The following is an 18,781-nucleotide window of genomic DNA, read 5'->3' on the forward strand; positions in this document are numbered from 1 at the left end:
ATGAATATAAAGAGTATAGCTGGAAGTGGTGTTGAGATGAGTGAGGGTTCAAAATTGAAAACTAGTATCCATGCTTTTTTATCAAATCTAATTGATTACGCTGGGTTATTTCCACCCGCTAATTTATCCCTGGAAACCTCAATAAAAAATTACAAGGAATTTCAAATTTGTAAAGATTCATGGATGCTCGGACGGTTTATCATTCCTATCTCACAACTAAACCAACTTATTCCGTATGTATCAATATTTTCAAAAGAACGTCCATTAATCATTTCAGCTTTAGGGTCTAGGAGTAATAATAAGATCGAATGCCTAAATAGCTTACATGCGGATCTTGAAATAGTTAGGTCTTTTCATAATGAATATAAGAGGAATATCAAAATTGACATATGCGAGATTCCTCTCCCGCCTCATATACCTGACCGTGCTTTATTACAAACTATTACAAAAGCGACAGACAAGAGTAGGCTACAAACCTTTTGTGAAGCGACAATACCTTTAGATAGGGACTGGGAATCTAAGATACTTGAAACTCTGGATATTATTGCTGCGCATAATAATGAAAGCGATTTCTTACTAGGGTTTAAATTACGGACTGGTGGAGTTACAGCAGAAGCATTTCCAACTTCTCAGCAAATAGCAACCGTACTTGTCGGATGTCGTGATCGAGATATTCCCGTGAAGTTTACAGCCGGACTACATCATCCAATTCGTATGTATCGTGAAGAAGTGAATACACGAATGCATGGTTTCCTCAATGTTTTTACAGCTGGGATGCTAGCTCATATCAAAAAACTAGATATAGTATCAACAGTAAAAATTCTTGCTGATGAGAAATCAAAGAATTTCAAGTTCACTGATAAAGGATTACAATGGCACGATTTAACCGTCCCAACTTCTGAAATTATAAGATTACGAGAAAAATTACTTTGTTCATATGGAAGCTGTAGTTTCGATGAGCCCCGTGAAGACTTACGTACATTAGGAATTTATAGTATAGAAGAGGAGTGGAGATGATGAAGTCATTTATAGAGGTAGATCCTAAATCTCATTTTCCCATTCAAAACCTTCCTTACGGTGTATTTCGCCCCCTTACGATGGGGGTTCCCCGTATTGGAGTTGCGATTGGTGATTATGTATTGGATCTTTCCGTGCTAGACGCTGAGGGATATTTTGATGGTACAGATGTAGGGGGAAAAGGAGTTTTTGAACAAGCTTCTCTTAATGAATTTATGGCTCTTGGAACTAAAGCATGGCGGGATGTAAGAGGACGTATCCAACAATTACTACATGAAGATGAGTCAATTTTACGGGATAACTATGCCCTTCGTAATATTGCATTAATCCCTCAAAAAAATGTCAAAATGCTTTTGCCTGCACAAATTGGGGATTATACAGATTTTTATGCTTCAAAAGAGCATGCAACTAATGTAGGGATTATGTTTAGGGGAAAGGAAAATGCCCTAATGCCGAATTGGACTCACTTGCCAGTTGGGTATCATGGACGAGCTAGTTCAGTAGTTCTTAGTGGGACTGATGTAAGGCGTCCACAAGGACAAATGAAACCAGCGAACTCAAATGCACCTTTATTTGGTCCGAGTTGTCAACTTGATTTGGAATTAGAGATGGGATGGTTTATTGGTCCAGGTAATGAAAGAGGGAAAAACATTGCCTTAAAAAATGCTGAGGAACAAATCTTCGGCCTTGTACTAGTCAATGACTGGAGCGCTCGAGATATCCAATCCTGGGAATATCAACCACTTGGCCCATTCTTAGCTAAGAGCTTTGCTACTTCAATTTCTCCTTGGGTGGTGCCATTTGAAGCTCTCGAGCCTTTTAGAGTAGCTGGACCAGAGCAGGAGCCAGAGCCGTTACCTTATTTACGTACAAATAAACCTGGTTCATTTGATATTCATTTAGAGGTGAATCTTAAGGGGGAAGGAATGAAAAATTCCAAAACCATCTCTACAAGTAACTTTCGTTATCTTTACTGGTCCATGGCTCAACAGATTGCTCACCATACAGTAGGGGGATGTAATTTACGTCCTGGTGATTTGCTTGCTTCAGGAACAATTAGTGGACCTGAAAAAGAGATGAGAGGAAGTTTATTGGAGCTAACATGGCGTGGAACTGAGCCGATAGAAATAGAAAATGGAGAACAAAGGGTTTGGTTAGAAGATGGAGATCAGCTAACGATTACAGGGTGGTGTCAAGGAGAGGGATATAGGATTGGATTTGGGGAAGTGACAGGACGAGTTCTGCCAGCCCTTAAACAATCTTATACTTTATCTCACATTTAACTCGTAAAGCTCGTTCAGTATACTCCAAGACAGATGTGTTTGGGAATGGGATTAGAGTCAACTGATGGGCTTTACAACTAAGTAGAACTTATGGGTGAAAGTGGAGAAAAAAGTTGGAGAGATCACTGTATCAGTCTGTAACAAAATTACATAGAACAGGATGGGTGAAAGCATGGAAGTACTTGAACATAAAATCATCTCACGGAAAGAATTAGAAGGTCTTGATGTTTATAAACCAGGTAAGCCTATTGAAGAAGTGAAGCGAGAACTAGGTCTTAATCGCATTATTAAACTTGCTTCGAATGAAAATCCATTAGGTTATTCACCAATGGCAAAAGAGGCCATGATAAAAGAAATGGAAAAGTTAATGTTTTACCCGGAAGGAACGGCGCCTGTTCTGGTAAAAAAAATAGCGAAACAATTAAAAGTTAAGGAAGAGCAAGTTATAACAGGAAATGGGTCGGATGAAATTCTTCGTTTGCTCACACGCAGCTATATCCGTTCTGGGGACGAGGCTATCATGGCAGACGTCACATTCCCTCGTTATGAAACGAATGTCATCATCGAAGGGGGCAGGGCGATTAAAGTACCACTTGTGAACGGGGTGCACGATCTTGGTGGTATGCTCGCTGCTATTACGGACAAAACGCGCATGATTTTTGTGTGTAACCCAAACAACCCTACTGGAACGATTGTTGGAAAGAGGGAACTGACATCATTTATTAATCAAGTTCCTAATCATATACTGCTTGTTGTTGATGAAGCTTATTTTGAATATGTGACAGCAGAAGACCACTTGGATACGGTGCCACTTATTCACTCTCATGCAAACTTGATTGTCTTACGTACTTTTTCAAAAATTTATGGATTGGCTGCTCTACGTATTGGTTATGGAGTAATGCATTCAAATTTTGTAAAGGAACTTATTAAGGTAAAGGAACCCTTTAACACTAATCGTATGGCACAAGTTGCAGCCACTACCTCTTTGGCAGATTTAGAGTTTGTTAGCAAGTGTAAAAAAGAGAATGAGAAAGGAAGGTTATATATTTCAGCAGAGGTCGAAAAAATGGGTCTCAGCTATTTTCCTTCCCAAGGTAATTTTGTAATGATAAGGCTAAATTCATCTGGTGATAATGTGTTTCAATCGTTACTGCATAAAGGAATTATCGTTCGTTCCGGAGGGGTATTGGGACTCCCAAACACAATTCGTGTATCAATCGGAACAAAAGAAGAAAATGAAGCGTTTATCCAAGCACTTCGCGAAGTAATACAATAAGAGAGGAGCAGTGTTTATGCCGCATTATGTAAAGATGGGGAAGGTTCCTGCTAAACGCCATACACAATTCCGGAAAGAAGACGGGAGCTTACACTATGAGCAAGTTATGGGAACGAAAGGTTTTTCGGGTATTCAATCACTCATTTATCATATCAATCCCCCAACACAAGTAAGAGAGGCTAAAAAAATCACAGAAATCCATTATGAGATTGAAGAAAAAGAGGCACTTAAGCATCGTCACTTTCACACTTGGGAAACCGAAGCAGGAGGAGATTTCCTTGAAGCAAGAAAAATCTTTATGGTTAATGATGATGTAGCCATTGGAGTTGCCCGGCCAACAAAACAAATGTCATATTTTTATCGTAATGGGGAAGGCGATGAAATGCTGTATGTTCATGAAGGAAAAGGAAAAATAGAGAGTATCTTTGGTGAATTGTCTTTTCTTCCAGGTGATTACCTAGTTATTCCTATTGGTACTACATATAGAGTAGTTCTAGAAACAGAACAGGCACGATTTCTCATTGTGGAATCAAACTCAGCAATCATGCCTCCAAAACGCTATCGCAATGAGCATGGTCAACTTCTAGAGCACTCTCCCTATTGTGAGCGTGATTTAAGAACACCAGAAAAACTAGAGCCAAAAGATGAACGAGGAGAATTCGAGGTTCGTGTGCGAGCTCAAGGTATGTTGACTTCTTATTTATTTGACTTTCATCCATTAGACGCTGTAGGTTGGGATGGGTATTTGTTTCCTTATGCTTTTAGTATTCATGATTTCGAACCAATTACAGGTAGAATTCATCAGCCACCTCCAGTTCACCAAACATTTGAAGCTCATAACTATGTAATTTGTTCATTTGTGCCACGATTATATGATTATCATCCAGAGGCCGTTCCGGCTCCTTATGTGCACAGCAATGTAGAAAGTGATGAAGTACTATACTATGTGGATGGAGAGTTTATGAGTAGGCGTGGAATTGAAGAGGGATCTATTACTCTTCATCCAAGTGGGCTGCCACACGGTCCACATCCAGGGAAAATGGAAGAAAGCATCGGGAAAAAAGAAACGCGAGAACTAGCTGTTATGATTGATACATTCCGACCACTTCATGTCGTTAAGCAAGCGCATCGTTACGAAGATTCTTCTTACATGCAGAGCTGGTATAAATAGAAAAATATACTTAGTTAAATTTTATGGCCGATATCATAGCCTTTATGCTTTTTGTACCGGGCGTTATTTAAACGCCCAGCTCCCTTTTATTTAATCATTATTGAAGATAAATTGAAGTATGCTATTAAAATTTTTAAAGATAAGTATTCATGAAAACAGAAAAGTGGTATGGGAATAATCTGATAGGTAGAATAAAAAAATTTCCTTTTTTAAATTATTAAGGCCATTAATACACTTATTCTAGAAGAAGTGCAAATTATAAAACAAATATTCCATTTTTGAGGGGAGAACCTACATGGATTTATTTCGAAAAAAGTCAATTTCTCATATGTTGGCCAGTGTTCAAGAAACGGATAAATCTCTGAACAAAGTACTTGGAGCTAAAGATCTAACAATGATGGGGATTGGCTGCATTATTGGCACAGGAATTTTTGTTTTGACAGGAGTAGCCGCCGCAGAACACGCAGGACCGGCTCTTGTGCTTTCGTTTATCTTTTCAGGACTTGCCTGTATATTTGCTGCGCTATGTTATTCAGAGTTTGCTTCTTCTATCCCTATTTCTGGTAGCGCTTACACCTACAGTTATGTCACTTTTGGTGAAGTGATGGCCTGGATTCTTGGTTGGGCATTACTGTTGGAATATGGACTTGCAGCTTCAGCAGTTGCTAGTGGCTGGTCAGGTTATTTTCAAGGCTTATTAAGTGGGTTCGGGTTGAAATTACCACTTGCTATAACAAGTGCTTACGATCCTGGAAAAGGTACCTTTATTGACATTCCAGCTATTACTGCTGTTTTAGTTATTACCTTTCTGCTCTCTCGTGGTTTACGTGAATCTACACGTGCAAATAATATCATGGTTGTGATTAAGATTGCTGTTGTTCTTTTATTCATCGTCATCGGAATATGGTATGTAAAACCAGGAAACTGGACACCATTTATGCCATTTGGTTTCTCTGGGGTAACAGCAGGTGCTGCATCTGTCTTTTTTGCTTACCTTGGCTTTGATTCTATAGCTTCTGCAGCCGAGGAAGTAAAAAATCCTCAGCGCAATATGCCTATCGGGATTATTTCTTCCCTTACTATATGTACGATCTTATATATTATTGTTTCCTTCATTCTAACAGGCATTGTTCCCTTTACTGAATTAAATGTGAAAAACCCGGTAGCTTTTGCTTTAAGTTATATTCACCAAGACTGGGTAGCAGGCTTTATTTCGGTAGGAGCTTTGACGGGAATGACTACAGTGTTACTTGTACTTTTATACGCACAAACACGTTTGTTTTTTGCTATGAGTCGGGATGGCTTATTGCCTAAAACAATGTCCAAAGTCGATTCAGTTAAGAAAGCCCCTATTATAAATACGTGGATTACAGGAATCTTAGTTGCAATTTTTGTTGGATTCATTCCTTTACATAGATTAGCTGAACTAGTTAATATCGGAACACTCTTTGCGTACTTGGTTGTTTCGGTAGGCGTATTGGTTTTGCGTAAAACACAACCTGAACTACCACGCGCTTTCAAAGTCCCATTTGTTCCGTTTATCCCCATTATCTCTATGTTATTTTGTGGCTACCTTATGTTTAATTTACCGATGACCACTTGGATTGGATTCGGAATCTGGTTGGTGATTGGTCTTATTGTTTACTTTATATTTGGTTACAGAAATAGTGAATTAGGAAAGAGGGAGAAAAATTTAAAAGCTGATAAAGAAATAGATAAGAGAGAGATTCTATAAGCCTTCTACATGCACTTATCTAATTAATATATTCAAGTTAATTAAAAACGTCTATCTTAATACATGTAATCTTCTATTCATTAACTGCCTTAGGACAAACAATTTTGTGTGATAGAATCTGTTTAATCAAACATTTTATTATAACTAAAGCTAAAAGGGATGCCTATTGGCATCCTTTTTTAGATGAAAATTATTTCATTTACCGCATACACCACAATCTACTCATCCCCTACTGCAGTAGCTACATAGAAACAGTATTAAATCAGGATTCTAAATTACACCCAGATACCATTCATAAGTGGCTATTTCTCAACGGAATGGGGTTTGCTGAAAAAGTAGACAAGTTTAAGACATTAATTATTACTTCCAAGAATGTTATAGATGGCAAGTTAATTACTGATTGGACTCAACTTCAACAAAGTTAATAACTAGATGAATAAAATAAAAAGCGACATACCTATTAATGGTAAGTCGCTTTTAGTTATTTATCATTTCAGCTTGAATAATGTAGCGATCAGGCGCTTTTCCAATCATATCAAATGGATAGCAAGTTGTTAATGTAAGCGTAGGATTATCTTTAGGAACAATTACTGTCCGATCTTCTTTATGTGTAATCCAAATCTTTTTAATTTGGTATTCATAAAGCTTGTTATCAAATTCTACAATTAGATTGTCACCCGTTTTAAGTTCACCTAACCTTGTAAATACGGTGTCGCGGTGCCCACTTAATACTGTGTGCTCCATTCCCTTTGGAGTAGTAGTTAAATCACTAACAAACATTCCTACGCCTCTTTTTAAGGTATCAGCATCTGTTCCCCAATACACTGAGTATTTTAATTCGAGTTTAGGAATAACGAGATTCGCTACTTTTTGACCTTTGTTGTAATTATAATCTTCCATTTTCTCTGAAGACTTGGTGTCGACTTCTTCTAGATTCACATCGCTAGTTGAATCTTCTTGTTTTACTTCAGTGCTTTGTTGGCCTACATCTTCTTTTTCTTTTACTTCATAATGGTTTATTTCCTTCTGAGATAGAGTCTCTGAAGATGATCTTCCTAAGTTCCACTCAAAGAATGAATAACCAGCTAGGGAAATGCCTATCACAAATAGACAAATGCCTAATATTCTCATACAACTGCACCTCTATAAAAAAGAGACAGGAATAATCCCGTCCCTTTTATTTTATATATCCATTATATTATGCTTTTGAATTTTTACGACGAGTAAATACTACCACACCAGCAGCCGCAACAGCTAAACCAGCTGCTACACCAAGTGGATTATTACTTGCTGTTTCAGGAAGCTCTTCGCCTTCTTTTTTGTCAGAAGTAGCTTTTTGCTCTGAAGAAGAATTGTCTTCTTTAGTAGCAGTTTCTTCTTTTGCAGGCTGTTCTTCAGTAGTTTGTTCTGTAGTAGTCTCTTCTTTAGTTGTTTCCTCTGAAGTAGCTTCTTCTTTCTTACCAATGCCGTTAATCTTAGAAGTATCATAGTCAGATGGAGCTTCACAAGGAATACCATCGTCTACTTTGTTACCCCAGCCATCTAATCTCTCAGGATCATTTGTTGCTGTATAACCTTTTGAATTCCAGTAGTCTACTACTTCTTGGTATGGCTTACCTTTAAAATCAGAACAGTCTTTATCTAAACCGTTTGATTCTGCTGATGCTGTAGTTGCTACGGTACCAATTCCCCCAAATGTTAACGCTGCCGCCAAAGCAAATGTTACTTTTTTCATTTCTCCTACCCCCAATAATTATGTGTCAGATTTGCTAACAATTTCATATTAAACTCTTTTTCTGGCAACTTCAACAATAATCTGGGGCATTAGCTACAATTTCCCTTTATTCGTCAATTTCTTCTGTTTAACATGACGATATCATTATATTTATCCATTTTATGTAATTAAACTAGTTTTAAATGAGTGTTGTTTTCCCGTTTTTTTCTTCAGTTAAACCTCTCATTTTTTATTTACAATTTAAATTTTTGCTTCTTTTTTCTTTTTTCTAACCGGCTTATACTTGGTTTATTTTCTCGTTAATTCTTTACATATCCATTTGATATACTTCTTTCTGAAAGTTTAAAAAGATATCCTTTGCTATGAAACAATCAGATCATTACAAGCAATAGTAATTAATAAAATGTCCCGCATTGAGAACGAACACTCTATTTAGGTAAAATAAAGGAAAAACCATACAGGAAATTTAAAGAAGGTGTTCTTATGAAGAAAGTTGTGGCTGCAATTATAAAGGAGAAAGATCAAATATTAATCGCTCAAAGGCATTCAAAAGACCCTTTGGCCGGCAAATGGGAATTCCCCGGCGGCAAGTTGGAACCTGGTGAGACACCCAAAGAGTGTCTAGTAAGGGAGCTCAGAGAAGAGTTACGAGTAGAAGTAGAAATTGGCTCTTTTTATGATGACAAGGTTCTGGTGCAAAGATTACGTCAATCTGAAAGAAAGCATGTAAATGGTTAAATACATCTATTCTTAATCAGCAATTTTGAATAGTTCATGAATGAACTCCACTTGATTTTGGACAGACTTGTCTTGTGAAATAAGTTGTCCTTTTTTTATCATATGGATCGCTTCTATTCCTGAAAGAATGGATGTAGCTGTGCTAAAAGATTTTAATCCTAACATAGATCGAACTCGTTTTTTAATAAATCGATGATCCTGTTCGATGATGTTATTCAGATATTTGACTTGCTTTAATTGGATGCCTACAGGCATCTTTTTTTGGTTCTTTAATTCTTCAATCGCTATAGGATAAGCTGAGTTCTTGTCTACTGTGATCACACGGGGTTTGGAAACATGAAAAGACCGCAAAGCTTTCTTGAAAAAGCGCTTTGCAGCCTTCGTATCTCTTGTTTTACTTAAATAAAAATCAATTGTATTTCCTTTAGAATCAACCACACGGTAGAGGTACATCCATTTTCCTTTCACTTTCACATAGGTCTCATCCACTCGCCAAGAATCATTTGTTGTCTTAAGGTGACGTCGCACGCGTTCATCTAACTCTGGTCCATATTGGTGAACCCAACGCATAATCGTAGTGTGAGCTATTGATAAACCTCGTTCTTCCATCATTTCCACTAAATCACGAAAACTAAGGTTGTACCGCAGGTACCATCGGGCGGTTAGTAAAATAATGTCCGGCTGATAATGTTTCCACTTAAATAGATTCTGCTTTTCCATACTGATCACGTCCCTTTTTTAGAGTACTAGTATCAGTATGTCCAAGGTTTAGAGATTAATTGCAAGTTAGATTGATTTTTTGCACCAAAACCCCTAATTGCGTTAGTCTAATAAAAGCCAAAAAGGAAAGAGTGAACCTGGAAGAAATAAAAGAGCAAGAAATAGATCTTGATAAAGTTTATAACTACGCTGAATATCCAGATAAGGTTTTATCAAGACCTAAATTGAAAAAAGGCATAGAAAATAAAGGTTGATACATATTGCACATGACTAATATGTATCAACCTTTTAATTTTTGCTCAATAAACGTGCCTGTTTGATGAAATGCCTTAAACATCTATGGGATTAACATCTGAAAACAATATCTAAGCTACCGTTGTAATTATCGGTTGATCCTTTGTAACAATTATTGTGTGCTCATGTTGTGCACAAAGACTATTATCGGGCACACATAAAGTCCACCCGTCAGGACTTCCAACTGTATACTCTGCTCCAGTTGATAAAAAAGGCTCAACAGTAATAACCATACCTTCTTTCAATACTCGTTTATCATGCTTGTCATAAATAGGTAAAATATTTTCAGGTGTATCATGTAAAGACCTTCCAATGCCGTGACTGCACAGATTCGTAATTACCTTATAACCACCTTTTCGGGCTTCATTTTGAATAATTCTTCCGATTTCATTCAATCTCGCCCCATGTTTAAGTGAAGAAATAACTTTCATCATGGTATCGTGTGTGTGTTGACAGAGACGCGTTACAGAAGGGTTATATAAAGGCATCTGAAAGGAATGACCTGCATCGGCAAAGTAACCATTTAACTCCGCGGAGACATCAATATTTATTAGGTCACCTTCTTTAATCTTCCGATTCCCCGGTACTCCGTGAGCAACTTCATGGTTAATACTAATACATGTGTTCCCAGGGAAATTATAAGTTATCTTTGGTGCAGAAGTCGCGCCATATCTTCTTAAAAACCGTCCCCCGATTTCATCCAATTCTTTGGTCGTCATTCCAGCACGTGTCTGGTTTTTCATTTCACTTATTGTTAAAGCAACGATCTTGCCGATTTCCTTAAGCCCTTCAATATCTTCCTTACCTCCAACTGTCATATACGAACCCTCCAATTTTCTTGATTTTTTAATTTACCAAAGGTAATGTTTCCGGTCCTCCATAAACTGGCCCGATTGCTTAATACCTATTATTACAAAGTTACAAAACTCATACCATTCACCTCCTAACTCATATTAACGTTCGGTCTGAAGACTTTACTACGCCTCCTGCTATAGGCTACATCCTCCATTTGCAACAAACTTATGTTCCTTTATAATATATACATATTGAACTATATTTATAGTATCTAAATAACGAATATAATATGTATAAGAAAAGAGGATATATGCTCATATATTGAACATAATAGCCTCTTATTAGTTTAGTCCATTTAATAAGGTCAGTGGCAGATGCGACAACTGCAACTCAGCTTACTTCAAAAGTTCCGTAAAAGGTGGCGTTTTCTTACGTGAATGTAGAGAATGTGGCATGAAGAAAAGCATTTAGTTGGTATTGATTGAAAGGGTTGGGGAAATGAGAGATATTTGGGATGATGGATACAGTCAATCAAAGAAATTAACAGAAGAAATGGTCAAAGATGCAGAAAAGAAGTTGGGTGTGAAGTTGCCAAAATCCTATATTGAGTTATGTAAAATGCAAAATGGAGGCTCTTTAAAATATTGTGACTACCCTACCTCCGTTCCAACAAATTGGGCATACGATCATGTAAACCTCCCTGAAATTTATGGAATAGGAAAAGAAGGCATTTTATCTAGTGACTATTATATAGAAGAATGGGAGTTACCAAAAGATATTGTTCTACTATGTGGAGAGGGACATTGGTGGGTTGCATTCGACTATCGGAATACAAAAGATAACCCTCCTGTAATTTATATGGATTTAGAATGGGGAACGGAAACACTTATTTTTGAATTAGCTCCTGATTTCGAGACCTTGGTAAATGGCTTATTTATTTATGAAGATGAAGAATGACTACATTTATACAATACACAGGAACTGACATTTAATTGTCGGTTCTTTTTTATTAGTTTCATATAATTTGATCCACCAAGCTCCCACTGTTCCTCATTATGTTTTACTTCAGTCCTTGGGACATCTTTGGATCCCTCGTCCATTTCATGAAAAGACAGGTGACTAGAACCACTTTGATTATAAAAAAATTAAGAGGTTGGTCTATTTTGATTGCACAGCAAATATATTGTTAATCGGGTTGTTACCCAGGTCTTTGTACCCTTCATTTCTAAGGGACATTTACCTAATTCCCAAGGGCGGATAAAACCAAAATACCTAGAGTATTATGTTTTAGAATTATTTATTTCAGGAGGATCCATATGTCTAAAAATTTAACATCAGCTATTCCAGTTTCACTAAAATCTCTTTCGGTTAGTCATAACTCAATCATTTCAACCACTAGTTCAAGCCAAGAACGAATACAATACCATAAAGCAGTCCTAGAGTCCGTTGGCATTACTTCAATCTCATCCCTTGGGACATTGAATTTATCAGGGAATTTAATACCCCAAGCAGGTGTTACAAGACCTGACTCTAATTTAATTGCTACCCAGGCCTACTTTCAGTCAGCTTATAAAGTAACCAATACTGTAAGCGCACCTGTACTTCAACCTTTTGGTGGCCAGGGTTCTATTTTAAAATCAGTTCCATTTCCATTTAAAACAGTATCTTTTGCTTCCACACCCAGTATCGCTTCTCAAATTAATATCGATACAGCCTATTGGGTAGCGACGGAAATAAATCTACAGGATAATACCACTGTGGTTCTTAAGCAACCTCAACAATATCTTATTTTAATTGCGGAAAAAATTACAGTTGGAAAAAATGTTACGTTTACTTGGGAAAGGCCAAGCAAATCTATTCCATCTAAGCCTTGGAAACCTGGAACCCCTCCTCAAGCACCAACATCTACAACGCTTGTAGGAATTTCAGGAACAAATGGTACACACGGTATCAAAGGTAGTAAAGCCCCAGACGGGAATAATGCACCTGAGTTAGAAGTATGGGTGCTTGATATGATTGGACGTCCTGCTTTTGATTTAAGAGGACAAGATGGGACGACTGGTGGCGCCGGACAAGATGGGGGAAATGGTGGCCAAGGAGGAAAAGGAAAACCTGCTCAATTAGACTGGTCAGGATTCTGTAAGGCAGGAGCAGGTGCTGGAGGTAACGGAGGGGTAGGTGGAAATGCGGGTCAGGGTGGAGACGGAGGACATGGAGGGCATGGAGGAAAGCTTTCAATTTATGCTCCACAAGCAGTTATCAACGAATACCTTAAGGGTTTTTATATTACTGTCGATGGAGGACGCGGGGGAAGTGGAGGTCAGCCTGGCTATCCAGGTATAGGGGGTGCTGGGGGTCCAGTTGGGGATTCTGTTAAAGCAAACTTTGGTGCAGTTTGTGGTCCTGGATCGAGAACTGCGGGATTAAAGGGACCTGATGGTTCTTATGCTGGTCAAGGTTCTAGTGGATACAGTGGAGGGAAATTTGCAGAACCAATCGGTATGTACGTCATCGACCCAGATGATATTGGTATTAAACTATTAGAGCCAGCTATTTTTGAAGCAGTGCCAGCTTATGCTTTTGCAGGTGATAGCATAACCTTAAAAGGTAAACGCTTTACAAAATCAGATACCGTGTTAGTAGATGGTTCTCCTGTGCAAACAAATGCTTTTAGTGACACTGCTCTGCAGTTTGCAGTACCTTCTTTAAAGGGTGGCCAGCATACAATTCAGGTAAAACAGATGGATGGAACTTTGTCTAATAAGGCTTCTATATATATTAAGCCTAAAATCGACTCTGCTCAGCAGGATAATCAAATCACTGGACGCGTGAGTCCAGGAAAGAAAGTAAGCTTAATAGGTAGTGGATTTTCAGAAAGTGCACTTGTCCGAATAAATGATCAAGATATGCCCGATGTTACCTTATTAAGTCCCACTCAGCTTGAGTTTACATTAGTTAGACCATCTTCAATAGAGGCAAACCCATCGGGGGAACCAGTAAAGGTGAGCGTTTTACTATCGGATGGAACACCATCTAACACTATTAATTTAGTATTAGATACATTTCATACGCTTGTAATAGGCGATTCTGTTTCTTGGGGTCAAGGGTTAGCTGAACATGAAAAACATTATTCCCTTGTTGGAAATGCCATAAAAGCCCGAAATGGGAATATCGGATATTATACTCAAGTACTTGCTCATTCAGGGGCTATTATTGGAGTCAACGACCATTCATCTCTTCCAACGACAGATGGAGAGGTGCCTAACTCGTATCCTACTATCATTAAGCAGTGTGATTTATTTGTCGGAGATCCTTCTAAGGTAGATCTTATCATTATGGATGGCGGGATAAACGATGTTAACCTTAGAACCGTCCTAAATCCTTTTACTGATATTGATTTAACTGAGCTACATCGTAAGCACTTTCTCGATGGTAGTAAGACCCTACTAGAGAAAGTAGCAACTACCTTCCCAAATGCTAAGGTAATTGTAACCGGATACTATCCACCCGTTTCTGAACATAGTGATTTAAGTGCTGTAGAAATTTTATTAGTTGCTTTGGGAATAGTAGTTCAAGGAATACCTGGTGGCATTGGTGCTGGCTTTTTGACCAATCATCACCTTCAAATCATACATGCAAGAAGTATGCAGCTGGCCAATGAGTCAAAAGTGTTTCTCCAACAGGCTGTAGATGAAACAAATGCTAACTTAACTGGGGAAAAACGCTTTTTCTTTGCTGACCCAAATATTGATGGGGAGCACTCTGCACTTACTGATGATCCATACGTATTTGGCATTAATTTAGATATGTCACCCCAAGATTTTATCGCAACAGAAAGGCTGGTCTCCTGCACAAAAGCCGGATGTACAGGAGTTGATTTTGAAATTTGCAAACGAGCTTCAATTGGCCATCCTAATAAAAAAGGCGCCATTGCTTACGCAGAAGCAATCTATCCATTTTTATAATAAGCTATTTTCATAAGGGTTCGATTTTTTTATGAATGGTAAGAAATGAAAAGGTATACCTAAGTATAGATGTGGTAGCAGAAAGAGAAGGTTCAGTCCTTCTCTTTTTTATATTTATTTTATTGGTGTAAATCGGAACGATTCACTAGAATCTGACTGATCCTCATTACATTCTACTTTATATGTTGGGGCACTTTTAGATTTCTCGTCCACTTTATGAAAAAGATAGGCCTATAGGCCAAGTCCTACCTATATAAAAATCAAGCACCTTTTACATCACCAGCTACTGATTCATTACTGCAGTAGGGTTTCTTTTTATTTTTGAGTGGACAGGCAAGCTTAATGAAGTAGCTACATAGTATCTAAAGAATCGCGACTTCGTTACCTAATCAGTAGCTAGTTCAGTAACGTTACCGCGTTAATACAAGCTTTATATGCGTAATGACACCCTTCACGTTGCTTTCTTTATTGGACCCTTAACTAGTTATAGATAATGACCTCACTTTTCCCTTATAGAAAAAGCAAGGCCGTCTAAAATGTTAGATATTTTTTTCAAACGTTACAACATGTATTTCATTATCTATTAATTGAAAATATGTCTTTGGATATGATCCAATATAAATAGGTAATCTTCCTTTTTCGTTCTCCGTATAAACGTTATAACCTAACTCATCGACAGTCTCAAATCCGTAATACTCCTGCCCTTTTATGATATTCAAGCCTTCAGCCAAACCATCTAAAACACATATGATTTTTATAAATTCAATTTCTTTATTTTTTTCACTCATAATTCCATTCTCCCACCTAAAAATTTCTGTATATTCAGAATTATATCGTTTTAAAAAGTGTTACTCCATACGCCAATCGACCCTATTAAATTAAATATCGATGTTTTTATGCAAAAACTGCAATCTCTAAAACTTGGATATGTACAAGAGGCCCATAAAAAAGACAGCTTTTGTTCAATTGTTCGAAGTTGAGACAAAAACTATTGTAGAATGAATGGGTTATTAAGAAGAGCTTGTACCTAAGAAGAGTAACAAGTTTTTCAATGTGAGCGTATGAAATTAGAACGTGTGATATAGGAAGAAGAAATCTAGTCGTGATATACTAATAACAAACATAAATATGACGGAGGGCATTATGACGAAACGATTAGATTTGCGTGTCGACTTTGCGTTTAAATCGTTATTTGGCACCCATGGAAATGAATCCATTTTAGCTGCCTTTTTAAATGCGGCACTTCGCTTTCCAGATGAGAAGAAGATTCAAATGGTTCAGTTATTAGATCCGCATTTTAATAAAGAAAACCAAGAAGATAAACGTTCGATTTTAGATGTACACGCGCAGTTAGAAGATGGAAGCCGCGTTAATATTGAAATTCAGCTTAATAATAAACATGATATGGAAAAGCGAACACTCTATTATTGGTCCAAAATGTATAGTAGCCAAATGAAGGAAGGTATGGATTATGGAGAGCTTTGTAAAACCATTACGATTAACATTGTGAACTTCCGTTATTTATCACATATGCATGATTATCACTCCACCTTTCAGTTATATGAGCGCGAACAGAAATTACTTTTAACCGATATACTGGAAATTCATTTTATGGAGCTACCTAAGTTATTAATTAAATGGCGTAATAGAGAGGTAGATCCTCGAGAAGATCAACTTGTGCGATGGTTATTATTACTTGAAGCATCCGAAGATGAAGAAATCACACAAGTATTGGAGGAGATTGCGATGCAAGAAGATCACGTATTAAAGAAAGCAATGGATGAATGGGAGCGTGTGAGTCAAGATCCAGAAGTATTACTTGCTTATGAAGCAAGACGAAAAGCTCTTTTGGATGAAAAATCTGCTTTGAAAAGAGCAGAAAAACTGGGTGAAGAGCGAGGAGAAAAAAAGGGGATTCAGAAGGTTGCTTTAGGCATGATCCAAGAAGGTATAGACAGTAAAATGATAAGTAAACTGACAGGTCTTACAATAGAAGAAGTAGATAAACTTCGTTACCAATAAATATTAATAAAAAGAGCCGTATCGTATGATACGGCTCTTTTTATTATAGATTAGGTCCTTGTTTTTCGTTACTCAAATAAAATCACAAACCTCTTGTTCTACAAGAAAGTTTGTGATTTTTAGTATTTGATTCATCAAATTGAATTCCTGCTACTTATTGCTTTGTTCTCTGGTCTTATATTTTGAGGCAAACATCTAATGAATATGAATAATTCATCTTTAGATATAAAATGCTTAAAATACGCTACGTACTAGTCCTCCATCTATCCGCAGTGCTGAACCATTAATAGCTGAGGATAGTGGACTACTTAAGAAAGTAACAAGGTTTGCAATTTCTTCTGGACGGATAAACCTTTGGATAATAGAAGTGGGGCGATTTTCTTTCATAAATCGCGTTTCAGCTTCTTTTAGGGTTAATTGTTCATTTGGATAAAGACTATTTAGCATTGTTTCTACTCCTTCAGTTAGAGTTGAACCAGGCATAACGGTATTAACTGTCACATTTGTGCCTGTGCATAATTCAGCTAAACTACGAGAAAGAGACAATTGCATGGTTTTAGTTGCACTGTAATGAGCCATTTCTTGAGAAGGCATAATAGCTGCCTCACTTGCAATGAAGATTACTCTTCCTTCTTCTTTTTGAATCATTTTCTTGAGGTAAGAGCGTGTTAATCGAACACCACTCATAATATTGACTTCAAATAACCGAAACCAATCTTCATCTGGTATATCAAAGTATTCAACAGGTTCAAAAATACCAAGATTATTAATGAGAATATCTACTTCTGAATACTGTTCCATTAGCTGTTGACAACCCTGCTCTGTTCCTAGATCATGTACAGCTGGATGAAGAATAGATTGAGGATATTGAGTTTGAATATCTGTAATGGTTTCATGGACCTTTTCCTCTCGTCTTCCATTAATAAGAACTGTAGCTCCCTCTGCTACTAAGGACAGAGCGATAGCCTTACCTATACCGGCTGTCGATCCCGTAACTAGAGCTGTTTTTCCTTTTAAATTTAATTCCATATCAGGTCACTCCTATTTTTATATAAAAACTATATTTTTGGTTAATAGAACTAATAAAATAAATACAATCTGTCATTAGTTTGGATAAACCTTCGAATTTTAAACAAAGAAGGAGATAGACAACTACTAGTGTGTCTATCTCCTCTCCCCCTCATTAAAAATCAAAGTTGTCAGGATCTGGACCTACACGATGATTTTGATTCAATTCATCAATACGTTCTATTTCTTCTTTAGTTAATTCAAAATCAAAGATTGACGCATTTTCTACTATACGATGTTCTTTTGTTGATTTGGGAATGGTAATAATACCATTCTGTACATCCCAACGTAGAATGACCTGGGCTACAGATTTATTATGCTTATTTGCAATCTCTGTTAAAACCTCATTATCTAATAATTCTCCTTGCATTAGTGGAGACCATGCTTCAAGTTGAATATAATGTTTCTCACAGAATGCTTGAAGTTCTTTTTGCGTTAGACGCGGATGATATTCTACCTGATTAATTACAGGCTTGATTTCTGCATCTTCCATTAAATCTTTAAGGTGATGAACTTGGAAATTACTTACCCCAATTGCTTTAACCTTACCCTCTTTATAAAGGGTTTCTAAAGCTCTCCATGCTTCTTTGTATTTTCCTTCAACTGGCCAGTGAATCAGATAAAGGTCTAAATAGTCTAATCCAAGTTTTTTTAGACTTGTTTCGTAAGCTGCAATTGTTGCGTCATATCCTAAGTCTGCATTCCATACTTTTGATGTGACAAATACATTCTCTCGTGAGATACCAGCTTCTTTTAGACCTTCACGAATCCCTTGGCCTACACCTTCTTCGTTACCGTAAATGGCTGCTGTATCAATACTACGATACCCATGTTTAATGGCTACTTTAATTGCATTTACTAATTCAGGACCTTCTTCTACTTTAAATACACCGAGACCAAATCCGGGCATCTTTACTCCATTGTGTAAAGTGACTGTATCCTGTAAATTTTTCATCATAACA

The 18,781-nt window shown here is 37.3% G+C and carries 17 protein-coding genes and 1 pseudogene; 11 read left to right on the plus strand and 7 right to left on the minus strand.

All coding sequences use genetic code 11. The features are described 5' to 3' along the window. From LIS78_RS27735 to bcaP, 5 genes are all read left to right on the plus strand, one after another. Nucleotides 1-1,017, plus strand: a complete 1,017-nt coding sequence (locus LIS78_RS27735) for a hypothetical protein (RefSeq protein ID WP_244659763.1) — start codon at nt 1-3, stop codon at nt 1,015-1,017. Then, nucleotides 1,014-2,300 carry a fumarylacetoacetase gene (gene fahA, locus LIS78_RS27740; protein ID WP_252285476.1) on the plus strand — a complete coding sequence of 429 codons (1,287 nt, stop codon included), beginning with the start codon at nt 1,014-1,016 and terminating at the stop codon, nt 2,298-2,300. Before LIS78_RS27735 ends, fahA begins: the two co-directional genes overlap by 4 nt. A gap of 172 nt (nt 2,301-2,472) precedes the next feature. Further along, nucleotides 2,473-3,576 (plus strand): histidinol-phosphate transaminase, encoded by a 1,104-nt coding sequence (gene hisC / locus LIS78_RS27745; RefSeq protein WP_192101020.1) that lies wholly within the window; start codon nt 2,473-2,475, stop codon nt 3,574-3,576. A 16-nt stretch (nt 3,577-3,592) separates the two neighbouring features. Beyond that, nucleotides 3,593-4,747 (plus strand): homogentisate 1,2-dioxygenase, encoded by a 1,155-nt coding sequence (locus LIS78_RS27750; RefSeq protein WP_209152280.1) that lies wholly within the window; start codon nt 3,593-3,595, stop codon nt 4,745-4,747. 295 nt (nt 4,748-5,042) lie between these two features. After that, on the plus strand, nt 5,043-6,482 hold the full coding sequence (gene bcaP / locus LIS78_RS27755; RefSeq protein WP_209152279.1) for a branched-chain amino acid transporter BcaP: 1,440 nt from the start codon (nt 5,043-5,045) through the stop codon (nt 6,480-6,482). A 477-nt stretch (nt 6,483-6,959) separates the two neighbouring features. Here bcaP and LIS78_RS27760 read toward each other — a convergent pair whose 3' ends face one another. After that, on the minus strand, nt 6,960-7,613 hold the full coding sequence (locus LIS78_RS27760; protein ID WP_209152278.1) for a class D sortase, LPxTATN-specific: 654 nt from the start codon (nt 7,611-7,613) through the stop codon (nt 6,960-6,962). Between the two features lie 67 nt (nt 7,614-7,680). Then, on the minus strand, nt 7,681-8,217 hold the full coding sequence (locus tag LIS78_RS27765) for an LPXTG cell wall anchor domain-containing protein (protein ID WP_075422368.1): 537 nt from the start codon (nt 8,215-8,217) through the stop codon (nt 7,681-7,683). Nucleotides 8,218-8,700: 483 nt separating this feature from the next. On the opposite strand from LIS78_RS27765, the gene LIS78_RS27770 reads away from it, so the two are divergent. Then, nucleotides 8,701-8,955 carry an NUDIX domain-containing protein gene (locus tag LIS78_RS27770; protein ID WP_209152277.1) on the plus strand — a complete coding sequence of 85 codons (255 nt, stop codon included), beginning with the start codon at nt 8,701-8,703 and terminating at the stop codon, nt 8,953-8,955. Between the two features lie 12 nt (nt 8,956-8,967). On the opposite strand, the gene LIS78_RS27775 is transcribed toward LIS78_RS27770, so the two are convergent. Then, complete coding sequence (locus LIS78_RS27775; RefSeq protein ID WP_252285477.1) at nt 8,968-9,675, minus strand: IS6 family transposase; 708 nt, start codon at nt 9,673-9,675, stop codon at nt 8,968-8,970. 131 nt (nt 9,676-9,806) lie between these two features. Here LIS78_RS27775 and LIS78_RS31540 point away from each other — a divergent pair, with 131 nt between their 5' ends. After that, nucleotides 9,807-9,929 (plus strand): hypothetical protein, encoded by a 123-nt coding sequence (locus LIS78_RS31540; RefSeq protein ID WP_286676975.1) that lies wholly within the window; start codon nt 9,807-9,809, stop codon nt 9,927-9,929. Nucleotides 9,930-10,040: 111 nt separating this feature from the next. Here the strand turns inward: LIS78_RS31540 and map are convergent, their stop codons facing one another. After that, nucleotides 10,041-10,787, minus strand: a complete 747-nt coding sequence (gene map, locus LIS78_RS27780; protein ID WP_252285478.1) for a type I methionyl aminopeptidase — start codon at nt 10,785-10,787, stop codon at nt 10,041-10,043. Nucleotides 10,788-11,130: 343 nt separating this feature from the next. On the opposite strand from map, the pseudogene LIS78_RS27785 reads away from it, so the two are divergent. The 3 genes and pseudogenes from LIS78_RS27785 to LIS78_RS31545 form a co-directional block, all read left to right on the plus strand. Next, a pseudogene (locus tag LIS78_RS27785) lies at nt 11,131-11,235 on the plus strand (DUF8096 family protein); the annotation flags it as partial. A gap of 27 nt (nt 11,236-11,262) precedes the next feature. Next, the gene (locus tag LIS78_RS27790; protein WP_252285479.1) at nt 11,263-11,721 is read left to right on the plus strand and encodes an SMI1/KNR4 family protein; all 459 of its coding nucleotides are present in this window, start codon (nt 11,263-11,265) and stop codon (nt 11,719-11,721) included. Between the two features lie 359 nt (nt 11,722-12,080). Continuing rightward, complete coding sequence (locus tag LIS78_RS31545; protein WP_286676976.1) at nt 12,081-14,729, plus strand: SGNH/GDSL hydrolase family protein; 2,649 nt, start codon at nt 12,081-12,083, stop codon at nt 14,727-14,729. Nucleotides 14,730-15,268: 539 nt separating this feature from the next. Here the strand turns inward: LIS78_RS31545 and LIS78_RS27800 are convergent. Continuing rightward, nucleotides 15,269-15,517, minus strand: coding sequence for a hypothetical protein (locus LIS78_RS27800; RefSeq protein ID WP_209152272.1), 249 nt, complete (start codon nt 15,515-15,517; stop codon nt 15,269-15,271). Between the two features lie 355 nt (nt 15,518-15,872). Here LIS78_RS27800 and LIS78_RS27805 point away from each other — a divergent pair, with 355 nt between their 5' ends. Beyond that, on the plus strand, nt 15,873-16,751 hold the full coding sequence (locus tag LIS78_RS27805) for an Rpn family recombination-promoting nuclease/putative transposase (protein ID WP_252285480.1): 879 nt from the start codon (nt 15,873-15,875) through the stop codon (nt 16,749-16,751). 234 nt (nt 16,752-16,985) lie between these two features. On the opposite strand, the gene LIS78_RS27810 is transcribed toward LIS78_RS27805, so the two are convergent. Together LIS78_RS27810 and LIS78_RS27815 are read right to left on the minus strand one after the other, a co-directional pair. Next, nucleotides 16,986-17,780 (minus strand): SDR family NAD(P)-dependent oxidoreductase, encoded by a 795-nt coding sequence (locus LIS78_RS27810; RefSeq protein WP_209152271.1) that lies wholly within the window; start codon nt 17,778-17,780, stop codon nt 16,986-16,988. 154 nt (nt 17,781-17,934) lie between these two features. Further along, nucleotides 17,935-18,777 (minus strand): aldo/keto reductase, encoded by an 843-nt coding sequence (locus tag LIS78_RS27815; protein ID WP_209152270.1) that lies wholly within the window; start codon nt 18,775-18,777, stop codon nt 17,935-17,937. Nucleotides 18,778-18,781 lie beyond the last annotated feature (4 nt).

Source organism: Priestia megaterium, from assembly GCF_023824195.1.
GTDB classification, from domain to species: domain Bacteria; phylum Bacillota; class Bacilli; order Bacillales; family Bacillaceae_H; genus Priestia; species Priestia megaterium_D.